The following is a 16,248-nucleotide window of genomic DNA, read 5'->3' as shown; positions in this document are numbered from 1 at the left end:
CAGTACGCCACTGCACTGCAACGCGTCGAGTGCCCGATCAGCGAACTGTGGGTGTCGACCAAGTGCGGCGAGTCGGACACTACTTCCGGCTGCGGTGCCAACCCGACGGTTGGCAATGCCTTCGATAAGCTCCATCCGCTTGGCACGACCCTGGTGTTCGGCGAGACCTCAGAGCTGACTGGCGGCGAGCACATCGTCGCCGCCCGTTGCGCTAACGACGACGTGCGCCGTAAGTTCATGGAAATGTTCGAGCGCTACCAGGGCATGATCGACCGCTGGAAGACCTCAGACCTTTCCGAGTCGCAGCCGACCAAGGGAAATATCGCTGGAGGTCTCACCACGATTGAGGAGAAGGCGCTCGGCAACATCCAGAAGATTGGTAAGAAGTGCACCGTCGATGGTGTATTGGATAAGGCAGAAGAGCCGACCCATCCGGGCCTCTGGTTCATGGACTCATCCTCGGCTGCTGCCGAGATGGTCACGCTCTGCGCCGCTGCCGGCTATGTCGTCCACTTCTTCCCGACCGGCCAAGGCAATGTGATCGGCAACCCGATCGTCCCCGTCATCAAGCTGTGCGCCAACCCGCGTACAGTGCGTCTCATGAGCGAGCACATGGACGTGGACTGCTCGGGGCTGCTGCAACGCGAACAGACGCTGGACCAGACTGGCGACAAGCTGCTGGAATGCATGCTGGAGACTGTCAATGGCCGCTGGACTGCGGCTGAGGCGCTCGGCCATCGTGAGTTCGTGCTGACCCGCATCCACGAGTCCGCGTAACGATACTGCACTGCATCAGTGAAGACATGAACCCCTTCGCGGTGCAGGTGCTGACACCCGGCTTCGTTACGGGACGAGCCGGGCTAAGTCGGCATGCGCAACACCTGGTCGAGGCTCTTAGTGGTGCCCCGGTGCTGATCTTCGTAGCACCCAGGTAGCTGCGGGGCTGCTGACTGCGCCGCAGCACTCACGGTCAGATCGAGGTGCTCTTCTTCAATTCTCCAGAGTCGCTGGCATATGTGAAGTCAGGCAAGCTGCGCGCCCTGGCGTTGACCACGCGTATCCACTGCTGCCTGACTTGCCAACCGTGACCGAGGTCGGCTATCCGGTGATTGTCGAAAACTGGACTGGTTTGCTGATGCCCGTTGGCACGTCGCGCCCAATTGTCGACAAGGTTGCCACTTCCGCTTCTCGCATGTTGGCATCTGAAACCGTACGCAATCGCATAATCGCAGCGGACTTTACGCTGGCACCCCAGAACGGCCTGCCGTTCGCCGAGTACTTTAGCGCCGAAGTGACGCGGTGGGCAAAGCTCATGGAAGAGAAACACATCACAGTTGAGTGACAGCAAGTCGCCGGTAATTAAGGAGCAAGAAAGCCGGTCTTTTGCAGAGGTTTAACGTAATCAAAACAGGAAAGTAACGTGCACATCGGCATCCCTCAAGAAGCACGAGTCGGCGAGACTCGAGTCGCCGCCACGCCGGAGACGGTCAAGAAATACGTCGCACAGGGCCATCAGGTCGTGGTGCAGGCGGGTGCCGGGGTACGGGCCAGCCAGCCAGACACCGCCTACGAGGCCGCGGGCGCACACATCGGCAGCGCCGTCGAGGCGCTTGGCGCGCAACTGGTGCTGAAGGTGCGCGCGCCCGAGATCACCGAGTTGGCTCACATGAAGCCGGGTGCGGTGCTGGTCGGCATGCTCAATCCGTTCGATGCCGAAAATAAGGCGCGCATGGCCGCCGCCGGCATCACGGCGTTCGCGCTCGAAGCCGCGCCGCGCACCACGCGCGCGCAGAGCATGGACGTACTTTCCTCGCAGGCCAATATCGCCGGCTACAAGGCCGTGCTGGTCGCCGCGCACCATTACCAGCGCTTCATGCCGATGCTGATGACCGCCGCAGGCACGGTGAAGGCAGCGCGGGTGCTGATCCTCGGCGCCGGCGTAGCGGGCCTGCAAGCCATCGCCACGGCCAAGCGGCTGGGCGCGGTGATCGAGGCCTCGGACGTGCGCCCGGCCGTGAAGGAGCAGATCGAATCTCTCGGCGGCAAGTTCCTGGACGTGCCCTTCATTACCGATGAAGAGCGCGAGATCGCGCAGGGCGAGGGCGGCTATGCACGGCCGATGCCGACGGACTGGATGCGCCGCCAGGCGGAACTGGTGCACGAGCGCGCCAAGCAGGCCGACATCATCATCACCACTGCTCTGATCCCGGGCCGCAAGGCGCCGGTGCTGCTGCAGGAAGACACGGTCAAGCAGATGAAGCCGGGCTCGGTGGTGGTCGACCTGGCCGCCGCGCAGGGCGGTAACTGCCCGCTGACCGTGGCCGACGAAGTGGTCGAGCGCCATGGCGTGATCCTGGTCGGGCACACCAATCTCGCCAGCATGGTCGCGGCCGACGCCTCGGCGCTCTATGCCCGCAATGTGTTGGACTTCCTCAAGCTCGTCATCGACAAGGAAGGCCAGTTCACGCTCAACCCGGACGACGACATCGTCGCCGCCTGCCTGATGACGCGGCGGGAAGAAGAGGCATTGGCCTGTTAAGGAGAGTTCGATGGAAATGGTGAACCACACGGTGATCAACCTGATCATCTTCGTGCTGGCGATCTACGTGGGCTACCACGTGGTCTGGACCGTCACGCCCGCCCTGCATACGCCGCTGATGGCGGTAACCAACGCGATCTCGGCCATCATCATCGTCGGCGCGATGCTGGCCGCCAGCCTGACCGAGGGCGGCGTTGGGCGCACGATGGGCACGCTGGCTGTGGCGCTGGCCGCGGTCAATGTGTTCGGCGGCTTCCTGGTCACGCAACGCATGCTGGAGATGTTCCGCAAGAAGGCGCCCAAGGTGAAGGCCGAGGCAAACGCGCCGGCGCACGCTGGCGCAGGACTGGTGGAGATGCCGCGATGAATGCCCTGTCCATGAATATGGTGACGCTGTTCTACCTGGGGGCGTCGGTCTGCTTCATCCAGGCATTGAAGGGCCTCTCGCATCCGGCTTCGGCTCGCAAGGGCAATGCCTTCGGCATGATCGGCATGGCGGTGGCGGCGCTTACCACGGTGGCGCTGATTGCCAAGCTCAAGAGCGAGTTCCTTGCCGCCGACGGTGGCGCGGGCTCAGGTTCCGGCCTGGCACTGGTTCTCGCGGGGTTGGTGGTCGGCGGCGGCATCGGCGCCTATGTGGCGAAGAAGGTCGAGATGACCAAGATGCCCGAACTGGTGGCGGCCATGCACTCGCTGATTGGCATGGCCGCGGTGTGCATTGCCGTGGCAGCCGTCGCGGAGCCTGCCGCATTTGGCATCGCAGCGGCGGGATCGCACGAGATTCCGCTGGGCAACCGCATCGAGCTGTTCATCGGCTGCTTTGTCGGTGCCATCACCTTCTCCGGTTCGGTGATCGCGTTCGGCAAGCTGGCCGGGCGCTACAAGTTCCGCCTGTTCCAGGGCGCACCGGTGGTATTCCCCGGCCAGCACATGCTGAACCTGGCGCTCGCGGTCGCGATGGTCGGCTTCGGCATCGCGTTCTTCATGACGCAGGACTGGCTGCCCTTCCTGGTGATGCTGGCCATCGCCTTCGTGCTGGGCGTGCTGATCATCATCCCAATCGGCGGGGCCGATATGCCCGTGGTGGTGTCGATGCTGAACTCGTATTCGGGCTGGGCGGCGGCGGGCATCGGATTCTCGCTGAACAACCCTATGCTGATCATTGCCGGCTCGCTGGTGGGTTCGTCCGGTGCGATTCTCTCGTACATCATGTGCAAGGCAATGAATCGCTCGTTCTTCAACGTGATCCTGGGCGGCTTCGGCAGCGATGCGACGGCGGCTGGCGCGGCCGGCTCGCAGGCCCACCGCAATGTGAAGTCGGGCTCGGCCGATGATGCCTCCTTCCTGATGGGCAATGCCGAGACGGTGATCATCGTGCCCGGCTACGGACTGGCCGTGGCGCGTGCCCAGCACGCACTGAAGGAACTGACCGAGAAGCTGACCGAGAAGGGCGTGACCGTGAAGTATGCGATCCACCCGGTGGCGGGCCGCATGCCGGGGCACATGAACGTGCTGCTGGCTGAGGCCGAGGTGCCATACGACCAGGTCTTCGAGATGGAAGACATCAACAGCGAGTTCGGGCAGGCCGACGTGGTGCTGGTGCTCGGCGCCAACGACGTCGTGAATCCATCGGCCAAGACCGACCCGGAGTCGCCGATCGCGGGCATGCCGATCCTGGAGGCCTACAAGGCCAAGACCATTATCGTCAACAAGCGTTCGATGGCCGCCGGCTACGCCGGGCTGGACAACGAGTTGTTCTACATGGACAAGACCATGATGGTATTCGGAGACGCCAAGAAAGTGGTCGAGGATATGTTCAAGGCGGTGGATTGAATAGCTGGCGTTTCCGGGACCGGTGTCGTGCTTATCTGAGCATCTCCCCGGGCCCAGTTGGACGAGCGGCACCTCTCGCCGATCTTGTGGAAGTGAGATAAGCCGTGTCGTCGAAGAGTCATATGCGGCGGGTAAGGTGCAGTTCGATCGTGCGCTTCCGCATATCCTTCCAACTTGCGCCATCAGAGTCAAAGGGAGCCGCTTCGGGCTGCTAGACAACTCGGCGCACCTCAGGAGATCAACGAGAATGCATCCGGCCTTGCCCCATCGACTGCGGTCCCTACTCTTCGTTCCGGCTGATAGCGACAGAAAGTTGGCCGCAGCCCTTAGGTCCGATGCTGACGGCCTCGTATTCGACCTGGAAGACGCCGTGCCAGAGCATGGCAAAGACGAGGCTCGAATAAAGTTAGCTGCCTTTTTGCAGCGAGCGCGATGTTCTACGACCGCAGCCCTACTTGTGCGTGTCAATGGCCTTTCATCCGGCCACCTGCTGAAGGATTTGGCGGCCGTCATGCCGCATTGTCCTAATGCGATCGTGCTGCCCAAATGCCGCAGCGTTCAGGATGTGCATAGAATCTGCGATTTTCTTGCGGCGTTCGAGGTTGCTCTTCTGGATGACAAGTGGGAGACGGCCGTCATTGCCATGGCGACAGAATCATAGGAAGGCGTATTTGGGCTTTCATCCTATCGAAACGCTCCGATGCGCCTCCAGGCGCTTATGTGGGGCGTAGACGATCTGGCTGCAGACCTCGGCGCGTTCTCATCTTATGCTGGCGGTGAGTTGACTGCCCCGTTCTCAGTGGCGCGCACGATGTGTTTGCTTGCAGCCGCGCAAGCCGGCATTGATGCAATCGATGCTGTCAGCACGACCCTTGCCGACCCGTCGCATATCAGTCAAGAAGCAGCGCGAGCAAAGCGCGACGGATTCACTGCGAAGGCTGCAGCTCATCCCTCCCACATCCGCGCAATAAATGAGGCCTTTACGCCCCAGGAGGAAGAGGTCCGATGGGCGAGGGAAATTGTTAGTGCGTTCTCAAGCGTCGGTGCCTCAGGTGTGGCGAGGCTTGGAAACGCTATGGTCGACCGACCGCATTTACGACTAGCCCATCGAATTCTCTCCCACGTTGAGGGAGAAGGCTGAGTTTCCGAATGGCGGGTTTCCAATGTAAGTGCGCCATTCGAATATCCGCTTGAAGCAGTGGGTGAGCGTCCGTAAATGGCCGATCGCCGACCTCGATGAAGTCAGCAGGGATAGCCGCGCACACGCTCCCGGCGCGAGCCGTGATCACTCCCAGTGAGATCCGCCATGCGTGGTGACAATCCTCGTTCGATCAAGACGCAGTCTATTGCGTCCTTATACGCCACAGTTTCCTTCGTCGGGTGCCACTGGTAAATCGCGTGCAGATTTCCCTTGTAGGAACAGCCATCACGCACGCGACCGTGCGCGAAGCCCCGTGATGCCGTGCCTTATCTCGGATTGCCCGCCCGCTGTCAGGCCATTTCACTGGCAGCTTCGCCAGCCAGCGCGACTTCCGTCTCGTCGGTCACCGTGCTTTCCGCTATCGCGTTGTCGACTTCCGAAACCATGTCGCCCAGACCAATGACGACAGTGATATTCGGCGTCCAGTTCTTGCGGTCGGTGCTGACCTCGGCAAACGTGGTTACCGTTGCGATGTAGCCCTGCGCTCTGAGGTCGTCGGCTAGCCGTTGTGCGCGCGGTTCCAGCGCTGCTTGCGGATTGTCTTCGTTGATGTCGAGTACCAGTCTGGTCTCGAATTCTTCCTTACCCCTCTGGATTGCCGTTTGCATTGCCTTGAGTTGCTTGTTCGCGAGCGCGACGAGCTTGCTGTACCTGGATTCTTCCTGGCTGGCGCGCAGTGCCTTGGCGGCGTTGATGATTTCGGTGCGGTCCACAAACATGATTGCCTTTCGGTGGGGAAGAGAAAGCGCAGACGCCGCGCAGGCTTGGCTTTAGTAGCAAGCTTTTCCGCGATGCGACGACAACTGTATAAATATACAGTGTTCGCCAGCTAACCGGCAAGGGTTGGCGTTTTTGACTTCTTCAAAAAATTCGAAGGTGTGCCTGACCAAAAGCGGCGCTGCTCGGGAGTGGCTGCCCGAATCAGGCCGTTGCGCAAGGTCCGCCGTAGCGGAGCAACCGCCCGCTCAAGTCCAAACGTCGTGAGGGCCAAGTTGAGAGGAGCTGACCGGCGCATTACGACCCCGAGCGGCCATCCCGCAAGAAGGGCGGCGGACGACCGGTTTCGAATGAACACGAGACATTAGCTAGAGTGTCGTAACGATGGCGCCTGCCGTTGTGGCCCCGATGGCGCGGCGTTCATCGTTTGTCTCTTCCCGGCATACGGAGGATAGGTTTCACTTGTATGGCATTTTCCATGTCACTCGTGAAGTCTCCACATTTTCTCAATGCGGGCGATTTCGTCCTTCAGGGTTTCAAGCGGTAGACTCAATGCCTGGCCAACCACTAGCGTACGATTCTCCTGGTACGCCACTGTGCGAGCAGCATCAGTGAGGAACGGTTCGAGAGTAATGTATTCAGGGTGAAGCTGAAGGGTTTCTCCCGGGCTGGCATCGCCATTTGCGGTGCCATCTACCTCAATGACCATCTTCCGCCATTTTGCAATTTGCTCTCGCTTGCGAGACTTTTCCGCTACAGCCACTTCAAGCCGATGCTTGACGACGGGGGCAACGACTCCAGTAATAACACCGCCAACGACAGCGGAAACAGCAGCAACTAATGCGGTGATAACGGTATTGTCCATCTTGCCAGTGTAAGTGGGTGCTAATCGTGATGTCTTAAGTACCATAGTATGAACTTACCTATGTCTGTCTGCTATGGGCAAGCATGGTCAATGCCTGCTTCTGGCCAGTCTCGACCCTCCGGTCTACCTGGCAGGCACTCTCAGCGCCAGCGGCGACTACCGACCCGTTGTGTCTTCCTATCTTGCGCGATCAAGCTGACTGACTGCTCAGCAGCGTTTAGTAGCCCCCGCGTACAAACAGGCCCGCGTCGCCAGCCCAGCTTCAACGTGGCGCCTCTACGTAGCTTTTTGTTGGCTATATGCGAGCGGAGATGCCGGTGAACGTGCGCCGTCTATTATCATAGAAGGCGCTGAGTGTTGAACAGAAGGAGGGGAAGATGACGCAACAATGGGAATATTCCGTTGGAATGCGAGACGGAAATTACATCGTGCTTCGGGATGGATTGGCGACTACCGGAAGGTTCTCTACGATGCGAAAGGCTAGAGATGAAATAGATCGTTTGTGTGCGATTGATGCCGAGCGCCAACGGGTCTTTGGGGAGCGGATGGCCGACCTCTTGACCCTGAACTTGGCGTATTCCGCCGCTGAAGTGCGCGAGTTTGATGATTGGGAAACCGCTTGGGGTTGGTTCCACGACCAGCCACAAGATGTAAAGGATCGCATCTACAATGCCGCGCAGCGGCTGAAGGCGAATGCGGCTGTGGCGAACGGTGTATCAGAGAATAATCGCGCTTAGCATGTTGATCTGAGAGTTAGACATGCGAGGAAGACCGTGATGGCCGATGGCGCGACGCGGCCCTCTGCAATCGAATGACCGTTTGCTGAATGAGGTTGCCTCCTGAACGTCCGCGCGACGCGTCAGTCGAAGGTCTCTTCTTGGCCGGGAAGCGACTTCCGTCAGCGGCAAAGCGGTCGGTTCTTGCTGGCCGTCGCCGTTGCGTTTCCCGTCCACTCGGAGCAACGGGGTGCGTCACCGAGCGGCGTTCGGATGAAGGGCAAGCAGCAACGCGGGAGGAGGGATAGGGCACGATAACGCGCCGTTATCTGCGGAGATTGGTGCAAAGGTAAGCGACGGCCCCTGCGCGCGAAAGACGTTTCTTAGCCCCGCTGGAAAAATTCAAGGGAGGGGATCGAGGCTGGACTTCGCCGGTGATAGCGGCGAATTCTGGTCCCCATAAATAGTTTCATGATCTCGAAATTTCGCCGGTTGTCTCTAGACGATCCTGAACCGCCTTTCGGACGCAGGACGGCGCAAAGACTGCTTCCGACGTACAACCGCCGCCGGTCGCTGAACTCAAAGGCACCCAGTACTGATCAAGTGGAGGGCACCGGGCCAACCCCAAGGATCTCCACAGATCGACAATTGAACCGAACGTCAAAGCCGGCGAGGGGCCTCATATCAAAGCTAAGGCGATCATTCTTTTGCCTCGATATAACGATCTCGTCCAGCCATGCACCGCCAGACAGTCCATTGAGATTGATGTTGGTCTCAGCTATATCTCGGCATAGGAATTCAACGATCCGATCTTCGCCTGAACCCGTCCACTTTGAATTGTCCTGGCCGCCATGCCGTACTGCAATAGTTGCATCAGCCACGTACCCGCCTGCTTCTTCAGCAATCCTAATGCAGAAGGTGACAACCTCAGAGTCGTGAAAGGCTGGCCAGTAGCCAAACGCATTCAGGACCAAGTGGCTGTTCTGTACCAACGTCTGACCCGACTCACCTCCGGAAATGTCTACGCCCATAGCTCACCTCCAAAGTCTGGAAATTGCTTCGCCCCTCCGGTATTCGGCGGCGGCTATCCCAGATATATTCGGCAATTGAAGCATAACGAGGGCTGGCCGGCTTGCGCGTGCGTTGCATAACACAGGAACCAAGCGATGCTGCTGCCCGCAGGATGCCGAAGGGGCGTGGTATAGGAGGCGACGTGCACATGGCTGCTTTCAAACGGCTGCTTTGTGAATGCGGCGGACGGCCGAATGTCTCAAGGTAGGAGCGATCGCACGACGTCTTGTGGCCGGACGCTTCCGTCGGACCGTGCGATCAGCGCGGGGAGGTCAGGCACACGTAGACGGTCTCCCAATGAGCGGGGTAGCCATTCACACAGCAGAAGTGGCGGCTGAGGGCGTGCCCGTACGCATCGCACGTATGGCCGCCGCAGCTCCGTTCAGGAACATATCGACCTGACGTCGGATCACGGCATCCATGTCGGTCGGCACCTTGAGGCCATAGATCCACTTGCGCACGCCGATATAGAAAATGGCCGCATGCAGGCTCCAGATCATCTCGATCTCAGCTTCGGTTTCGGCTGCATTACGCGGTGCGGGAATGCCGAATTCCTCTCTGACCTCGGCCAGGACCGGAAGGAACACCTTGCTGCGCAGCTTGCTGAGATACTTCTTGTTGATGCCTTCGTGCGTGAGACCGGCAAAGATGAACAGGCGAATCCACTCTTCACGAAGGATCACCGACGAATAATCGAGGTAGAAGGCGTGAAGCCGTTCCGTTAGCGGCAACGAGCGATCAGCGATCTGCCCCTCCCAGCCTGGACGCCACTGGAAGACTTCGTTGTAGACGCGCTCGATCAGTGCATCCTTGCTTTGGAAGTAGCGGTAGAGCAGCGGCTGCGTAACCCCGATCTGGCGGGCCAGTTCGCGGGTACTCCCGCCAAAGCCGTTCCGGGTGAAGTGCTCGATCGCCTTTTCCACAATCTGCTGTTCGCGCTCCTCGGGCAGCAGCCGCCTGGACGCTTTGACGGGGGTATCTTCCTCGGCCGATGCAGGGCTGGTCTCCATGACGCTTCTTCTCGCAGTGGTGATGCGGATAATGTCAGGATTCTACCAATCGGGCGATAAATGAGAAGATGGGCCCGCAGAAGCCTGCGGCGCCCGCTTCTCATCATGGGGACAGGTTAGCCGGCGGTTTTGCTGCCGAGTCCCAGTTCGCAAGCTACGCGCTGATTCTGGAAGGCCTCGCGCTCCCATGCACCGCGCGGCGATCGGTCTGTCACGGAGAACACGTAGATGCCGAGGAATGCCACCAGCATCGAAAACAACGCAGGATACTCGTACGGATAGATTGCCGATGCATGTCCCAGCACTTGTACCCAGACTGTAGGACTCAGGATCGTCAGGACAACGGCGGTCACGAGGCCCAGCATCCCTCCGACCACCGCGCCGCGCGTGGTCAGTCCCCTCCAGTAAATGGACAGAAGCAGTACGGGGAAATTGGAGCTTGCCGCGATTGAGAAAGTCAGGCTGACGATGAACGCGATGGTCTGCTTCTCGAACAGGATGCCGAGCAGGATCGACAGTACGCCGAGCACAAGTGTGGTCATGCGGGAGACTCGCAGCTCGTCCTTGTCGGACGCTTGTCCCTTACGGATGACCGTGGCATAGAGGTCATGCGAGATCGCCGAGGATCCGGCGAGCGTCAGACCTGCCACGACAGCCAGAATGGTCGAGAACGCCACGGCGCAGATGAAGCCGAGGAACACATTGCCACCGATTGCGTGCGCAAGATGCACGGCCACCATGTTGACCCCGCCGATCACTGCGCCCGCGCCATTGTGGTACAGGGGATCCTGCGCCACCAGCGCGATCGTGCCAAATCCGATCACGATGATCATGGCATAACCGGTGCCGACGATGCCGGTCGCATAAAGCACGCTCTTGCGCGCGGCCTTGACATCGCCGACGGTGAAAAAGCGCATCAGGATGTGCGGCAGTCCAGCCGTACCGAAGATCAGCGCCAGCCCCAGTGAAACAGCGGAGACCGGATCGGAAACCAGACCGCCAGGACGCATGATCGCCTCGTGCTTGCCGTGCGCGGTAATGGCATGGTCGAACAGGCTGTTCATGCTGAAGCCGAAGCGGCTGAACACCATGTAAGCCATGAATGCGCAACCGGCCAGCAGCAAGACCGCCTTGATGATCTGGATCCAGGTGGTGGCCAGCATGCCGCCAAAGAACACATAGACGACCATGAGCACGCCGACCAGCACGACCGCCGAGGTGTAGTTGAAGCCGAACAGCAATTCCACTAGCTTGCCGGCGCCAACCATCTGCGAGACCAGGTACAGGAGCACGATGACGATCGAACTCGATGCCGAGAAGCCGCGAATTGGGCGCTGCCTGAGGCGATAGGACAGGACATCGGCCAGCGTGTAGCGCCCGAGGTTGCGCAGCGGCTCGGCGATCAGGAACAGGATGATCGGCCAGCTAGCCAGGAAGCCGATCGAGTAGATCAGGCCGTCGTAGCCGCTCGTGAACACCAGCGCCGAGATACCGAGCAGGGACGCTGCCGACATATAGTCGCCGGCGATGGCCCAGCCATTTTGCATCGCAGTGATCTTGCCGCCCGCCGCGTAGTGGTCGGCAACGCTGTGATTGCGCCGTGCTGCCCAGCGCGTGACGCCGAGGGTCGCCGCGACAAATACCAAGAACATGCCGATGGCAATCAGGTTGAGGCCCTGGCCGACCGGAGGCGTCGCCGCCCAGGCCGGCGTGGTTGCTGCCAGCGCGGCAGCCGTGATCAATAGGCGTTTCATGGCTGAATTCCCTTGCAGATGTCCGCGATCATCCTGTCGTAGACGGTGTTGCTGCGATGCACGTAGATGGCCACCAGGGCAAAGGTGAACGCAAACATGCCGAAGCCGACCGGTATGCCGATGCTCATCGGCTGGCCGGGAGTCAACGGCAGGGCGAGCAGGTCCGGCCGGAACGCCAGCGTGAGAATGAAGCCGAAGTAGACGGCCAGCATGGCTGCGGTGAGCGTCCACGAAAATCGGCGTCGCATGCGGTGCAGGCGCTCGAAGGCGGGCTCGCTCAGCATGGGGTGTGGTACCGGCGGATCGATCCCGACCGGGCCGAGATCTGTTGGGTAAGGGGCGGGGGCGGCGTGAGGCATGCTTTGTCTCCGAATGTTTGTGGTTCCAGACCGGTCAGAATCGGCGCGAAACTGCGGTTTCACGCATCACTGCCTCGGGGGTGCGATAGCGTTCAGCCATCTCGCGGTCCTGCTCGCTTTTGAGTTGCGCCTGCATGTACGCGCCGAGATGGCGGGCATGCTCGACGACTGCCTGTCCCACCTGGACGCGTTCCGCGCTGTACGCTTCGAGCGCCGTTTCGACTGACTCACGTCCGGCAAGCGCACGGACGAGTGCCATGGCGTCCCCGGCGGCTTTCGTGACACCCATGCCGCAATGCGGGCGCGCCACGAAGGCGGCATCGCCGAGCAGCGCGATCCGGCCGAATGCCATGCGGGGCACGGTCAGGTCGAAGATCGGCTGGAACAGCGGCTGCGCAGTCCTTTTCACGATTTCCGCGAACTGCGGCGCAAGCCGGTCGGTGGCGGCGTCTTCCATGTCGGAGAGCACGTCCGGGCGGATCAGCCCCGGCGGAATGCCGTTGTTCCAGACCTTGCCAGTGGCATCGGTCAGCAGGTCCGGCAGTTCGTCGTGCTCGCGCGTGGCGCGATACCACACAAAGTTGTAGCGGCGTTGCCCCGGCGTTGTGCTGTTGCCATCGCCCGCCACGGGGTAGCCGAGGATCTGCTCATGCGGCGGCAGGCAGAAGGCAAACTTGTCGAAGATTGCCGCATGCGTTTCGCGCGAAATGTGCGCTTCATCGACAAGACCACGCCAGGCGATATATCCGGCGTACTCCAGGACTGCGGATGGCAGCAGCCGTTCGCGCACGCCGGAGCGAAAGCCGTCGGCGGCAATGACCAGGTCGGCGCTGTGCGAGGAGCCGTCCTCCAGCGTGACCACCGCATGGTTGCTGCGCGAATCGACGTCCGTCACCATGGCGCCGGTCCGATACACGCCGGAAAATGCGTTGCCCAGTACGTCATACATCTTGCCCCAGGCCGTCAATGTCTGCGGCATCTCGCGGTCGGACACAGTCGAGCCGTCGTGCGAGAGCGTGACGCGGGTACGGATGCGAACCCCGATGCTGTCGTCAATCGCCACGCCGGCAGCAGCGAGCGCTTCGAACAGTTCCGGATGCGTGACGATGCCCGCGCCGCGGCCGGTCAATGTCTCGGGCGTGCGCTCGAAGATCGCGACGTCCCAGCCATTGCGTTGAAGCATGTTGGCCGCAAAAAGTCCGCCGAGCGAGCCACCTACGATGATTGCCTTGGGTCGTTGTTGCAGTACGTTGTTCATGCCATGACTCCGGTTCATGCTTGCGCAGCGTTCGGCTGCTCCAGGCCTGCCACCTCGGCGGCCGGATAGTTCAATTCAATCGTCACGCCAGACGGGTCCTCGATAAAGACCTGGTGCAGGCCAAGGCTTGGAACGGTGCGGTCGCGCCAGGCGATTCCCTCCGCGCGCAGAGTCGCCCACATCTGCTGGACATCCGTGGCAAGGAAGGCGACGTGGTCCAGCGTGCCGGTTCCGGATGCAGGGAGGGTTTTGTCACCCAGGTAGGCGGACAGTCCATCCGCGCTATCGGGATCGACGCCGATGATGTGCACGGTTCCATAGTCGCGCTCGTCATCGCCCATGTAGAGCCACGCACCCGGGAAATCGAACGGGGGCCGGTATCCGCGTCGGAAACCCAGGATGCTTTCGTAGAACGCGCAAGTCCGTTCCAGGTCGATGGTGCGGATGGAAAAATGTGCCAGCTTGGTCAGTGCCATCGCTTCCTCCTTTGTTTATCAATCGATCAGTGATCGGTTGATAAATAATAGGGCGTAACGAAGAGAAGACAAGGGGCGTGGGTCTCGGTATTAACCCTTACGCGCCGGTGGAAAAGTAAGTGGGTCTGTGAAGTGATCAGACCAATACAAAGCGTGGCCAAGCCTTGCTGCGAGTCGGGCATGGACGAGCTCGCGGCGACCGTGTTGGCGGGCCTTGACGCGAATGTCTCGGCATAATCTGTCCATGCCATTGGTACGATCAAGCGAACTCAATCAAAAAGGATCACGGCAAGGATGGACAAGCTGCTTGCACTGAAGATGTTCGTGGAGACCGTGGACGCAAAGGGCTTCTCCGCTGCTGCGCGACGGCTGGACCTGGCTACGTCGTCTGTGACGCGTGCGCTCGACGGACTGGAGGCGTCGCTCGGTGCCGTGCTGCTGAACCGCTCCACGCGACAGATCACGGTGACGGAGGCAGGTGCTACGTACTATCAGCGGGCTCGCGGGATCCTGGATGCCGTGGAAGAGGCCGATGCGCTGATCGCAGATCGAGGCGAGGAGCCGGTGGGGCAATTGCGTGTGTCATTGCCGGTGGCCTTCGGGCGGCGATGCATCGCGCCGTATTTAGGCGGCTGGCTGGCGAAGCATCCACAGCTTGAGGTTGACGTGACGCTGACCGATGATATCGTCGACCTCCTGGGGGAACGCATCGATCTGTCCGTGCGGCTTGGCAGCCCTGCGTCGTATGACAACGTCGTCGCGCGTGAGATCGGACGCTTTCGTCGCCGGGTTGTCGCCAGTCCGGCCTATCTGGAAAGCCGGGGTCGTCCCGATGATCCCGTTGATCTGGTCAACCATCGTTGCCTTCGGTTCAGCTACGGCACGCGCGATCAGGTCTGGACGTTTCGCCAGGGTGACAACGAGACCAAGGTCCCCGTCAGCGGGCATTTTCGCTGCAACAACGCCGAAGTTTTGCGCGATATCGCGCTGGCGGGCGGCGGAATCGGCCTGCTGCCGGACTGGCTGGTCGATGACGAAATCGAAAGCAAACGACTGATGCCATTGTTCGATGCATGGTCAGTCAACCCGGATCAAGCCAGTTCCGCGATCTCCGCGCTGTATCTGCCGAACCAGCGTGGTTCGCGGCGAATTGCCGCATTTTTGGATTTGCTGGCAGCGCTGCCAGGGCCGACCCGGCGTCGCGACTGATCGCCACTCCCTGCTGCGGCGGCGTGAACACGGTTAATGCTCAGTCCTCGGTCGTGTGCTGATGGCGACATGACGGGACACAGTGGCATCATCCCGTCGGGCCGCCATCGCGGCCGCTGCGCTCACGCAACCTTTGGATAGTCGGTATAGCCGACGGTGGACCCGCCGAAGAACGTAGCAGGGTCCGGCGAATTGAGCGCCTCTGAACTTCTGAGCCGGTATGGCAGATCGGGATTGGCGATAAACGGGCGGCCGAACGCGATGATATCGGCGCGCCCGTCTGCAATCGCCTTGTCCGCGGTCTGGCCGTCGTAGCCGCCCGCAAGCATCACTACGCCTCGGTAGGCCGCGCGCATCTCTAGGATCATGGCATCCCAGCGTGGGTCTGCGACTTCATCCTTGACCGTGCCGACCATCGCCGGTTCCACAAGGTGCAGGTACGCGAGCGGCCAGTCGTTGAGGCGACGCGCGATATAACCGAAGGTGGCTTCAGGCGTGGCGTCGCCCATGCCCATGAAGCGGCCCATTGGTGTGAGGCGCACGCCCACACGTCCTGCGCCGACTTTCGCCGTCACGGCATCGACCACTTCCAGCAACAGGCGCGTCCGGTTCTCAATGCTGCCGCCATAGGCGTCGGTGCGATGGTTGCTGTCCGAGTTGATGAACTGGTCCAGCAGATAGCCATTGCCGGCGTGGATCTCCACACCATCCATGCCCGCTTCCATGGCGTTGCGCGCGGCTTGGCGGTAGTCCTGCACAATTTCCGCGATGCCTTCCGACGTCAGTGCCTGCGGTGTCGGAATTTCTCCCCATACGCCATTGCCCTCGGCGTCGACAACAAACGTTTTCCCCCGCACAGGCAAGGCGCTCGGGGCGACTGGCAACTTGCCGCCGGGCTGGAATGATGGGTGGGACACGCGACCGACATGCCAAAGCTGAAGGAATATCCGGCCGCCTTCGGCGTGCACGGCATCGGCCACGGCCCGCCAACCGTCGATCTGTTCGGCGGTGTGGATGCCGGGCGTCCAGGCATAGCCCTGTCCCTGCTGTGAAATCTGCGTGGCTTCGGTAATGATCAGTGCTGCCGACGCGCGTTGCCGATAGTACTCAACGTTCATGGCGCCAGGCACATTGCCAGGCTGCGTAGCACGCGATCGTGTCAGCGGTGCCATGGCGACCCTGTGATTCAGTTTCAAGGACCCGATTTCGATCGGTGCGAACAAGTGAGATGTCATGACAA

At 60.8% G+C, this 16,248-nt stretch carries 16 protein-coding genes and 1 pseudogene; 8 read left to right on the top strand and 9 right to left on the bottom strand.

All coding sequences use genetic code 11. The annotated features are described in order from the left end of the window. The 6 genes and pseudogenes from E1J61_RS34025 to E1J61_RS34000 form a co-directional block, all read left to right on the top strand. A partial coding sequence (locus E1J61_RS34025; RefSeq protein WP_133098223.1) for a UxaA family hydrolase occupies positions 1-777 on the top strand: 777 nt, incomplete at its 5' end. Positions 778-1,075: 298 nt separating this feature from the next. Next, the gene (locus tag E1J61_RS34020; RefSeq protein ID WP_371704961.1) at positions 1,076-1,342 is read left to right on the top strand and encodes a hypothetical protein; all 267 of its coding nucleotides are present in this window, start codon (positions 1,076-1,078) and stop codon (positions 1,340-1,342) included. A 78-nt stretch (positions 1,343-1,420) separates the two neighbouring features. Beyond that, on the top strand, positions 1,421-2,539 hold the full coding sequence (locus tag E1J61_RS34015) for a Re/Si-specific NAD(P)(+) transhydrogenase subunit alpha (protein ID WP_133098222.1): 1,119 nt from the start codon (positions 1,421-1,423) through the stop codon (positions 2,537-2,539). Positions 2,540-2,549: 10 nt separating this feature from the next. Beyond that, positions 2,550-2,906 (top strand): NAD(P) transhydrogenase subunit alpha, encoded by a 357-nt coding sequence (locus E1J61_RS34010; RefSeq protein WP_133098221.1) that lies wholly within the window; start codon positions 2,550-2,552, stop codon positions 2,904-2,906. Continuing rightward, positions 2,903-4,372, top strand: coding sequence for an NAD(P)(+) transhydrogenase (Re/Si-specific) subunit beta (locus tag E1J61_RS34005; protein ID WP_133098220.1), 1,470 nt, complete (start codon positions 2,903-2,905; stop codon positions 4,370-4,372). The genes E1J61_RS34010 and E1J61_RS34005 overlap by 4 nt, the downstream gene beginning before the upstream one ends. Positions 4,373-4,619: 247 nt before the next feature. After that, positions 4,620-5,513 (top strand): annotated as a pseudogene (locus tag E1J61_RS34000) (CoA ester lyase). Between the two features lie 350 nt (positions 5,514-5,863). On the opposite strand, the gene E1J61_RS33995 reads toward E1J61_RS34000, so the two are convergent. Then, on the bottom strand, positions 5,864-6,292 hold the full coding sequence (locus E1J61_RS33995; RefSeq protein WP_133098219.1) for a hypothetical protein: 429 nt from the start codon (positions 6,290-6,292) through the stop codon (positions 5,864-5,866). 479 nt (positions 6,293-6,771) lie between these two features. Continuing rightward, positions 6,772-7,155: a hypothetical protein gene (locus E1J61_RS33990; protein ID WP_133098218.1), complete on the bottom strand. Its 384-nt coding sequence runs from the start codon at positions 7,153-7,155 to the stop codon at positions 6,772-6,774. Positions 7,156-7,532: 377 nt separating this feature from the next. Between E1J61_RS33990 and E1J61_RS33985 the strand changes: the two genes are divergently transcribed. Next, on the top strand, positions 7,533-7,892 hold the full coding sequence (locus tag E1J61_RS33985) for a hypothetical protein (RefSeq protein ID WP_133098217.1): 360 nt from the start codon (positions 7,533-7,535) through the stop codon (positions 7,890-7,892). A 578-nt stretch (positions 7,893-8,470) separates the two neighbouring features. Here E1J61_RS33985 and E1J61_RS39010 read toward each other — a convergent pair. From E1J61_RS39010 to E1J61_RS33955, 6 genes are all read right to left on the bottom strand, one after another. Further along, positions 8,471-8,902, bottom strand: coding sequence for an Imm50 family immunity protein (locus E1J61_RS39010; protein WP_133098216.1), 432 nt, complete (start codon positions 8,900-8,902; stop codon positions 8,471-8,473). A gap of 354 nt (positions 8,903-9,256) precedes the next feature. After that, entirely contained in the window at positions 9,257-9,952 is a 696-nt protein-coding gene (locus E1J61_RS33975) for a TetR/AcrR family transcriptional regulator (protein ID WP_243737089.1), read from the bottom strand. 116 nt (positions 9,953-10,068) lie between these two features. Then, positions 10,069-11,706, bottom strand: a complete 1,638-nt coding sequence (locus E1J61_RS33970; protein WP_133098215.1) for a cation acetate symporter — start codon at positions 11,704-11,706, stop codon at positions 10,069-10,071. Continuing rightward, the gene (locus tag E1J61_RS33965) at positions 11,703-12,065 is read right to left on the bottom strand and encodes a DUF485 domain-containing protein (RefSeq protein ID WP_133098214.1); all 363 of its coding nucleotides are present in this window, start codon (positions 12,063-12,065) and stop codon (positions 11,703-11,705) included. Before E1J61_RS33965 ends, E1J61_RS33970 begins: the two co-directional genes overlap by 4 nt. A 34-nt stretch (positions 12,066-12,099) precedes the next feature. Then, positions 12,100-13,323, bottom strand: a complete 1,224-nt coding sequence (locus E1J61_RS33960) for an FAD binding domain-containing protein (protein ID WP_133098213.1) — start codon at positions 13,321-13,323, stop codon at positions 12,100-12,102. A 14-nt stretch (positions 13,324-13,337) separates the two neighbouring features. Next, positions 13,338-13,799, bottom strand: a complete 462-nt coding sequence (locus tag E1J61_RS33955) for a VOC family protein (protein ID WP_133098212.1) — start codon at positions 13,797-13,799, stop codon at positions 13,338-13,340. A 294-nt stretch (positions 13,800-14,093) separates the two neighbouring features. On the opposite strand from E1J61_RS33955, the gene E1J61_RS33950 reads away from it, so the two are divergent. Then, positions 14,094-15,008, top strand: coding sequence for a LysR family transcriptional regulator (locus tag E1J61_RS33950; RefSeq protein WP_133098211.1), 915 nt, complete (start codon positions 14,094-14,096; stop codon positions 15,006-15,008). Positions 15,009-15,130: 122 nt separating this feature from the next. On the opposite strand, the gene E1J61_RS33945 is transcribed toward E1J61_RS33950, so the two are convergent. Continuing rightward, a complete protein-coding gene (locus E1J61_RS33945) occupies positions 15,131-16,243 on the bottom strand; it encodes an alkene reductase (protein WP_133098210.1) in 1,113 nt (370 codons plus the stop codon). Positions 16,244-16,248 lie beyond the last annotated feature (5 nt).

The organism is Cupriavidus sp. L7L (assembly GCF_004353535.1).
GTDB classification, from domain to species: Bacteria; Pseudomonadota; Gammaproteobacteria; order Burkholderiales; family Burkholderiaceae; genus Cupriavidus; species Cupriavidus oxalaticus_A.
Note: the sequence above shows the minus strand (reverse complement) of the source record. Positions and strands in the feature narration are given on the sequence as shown.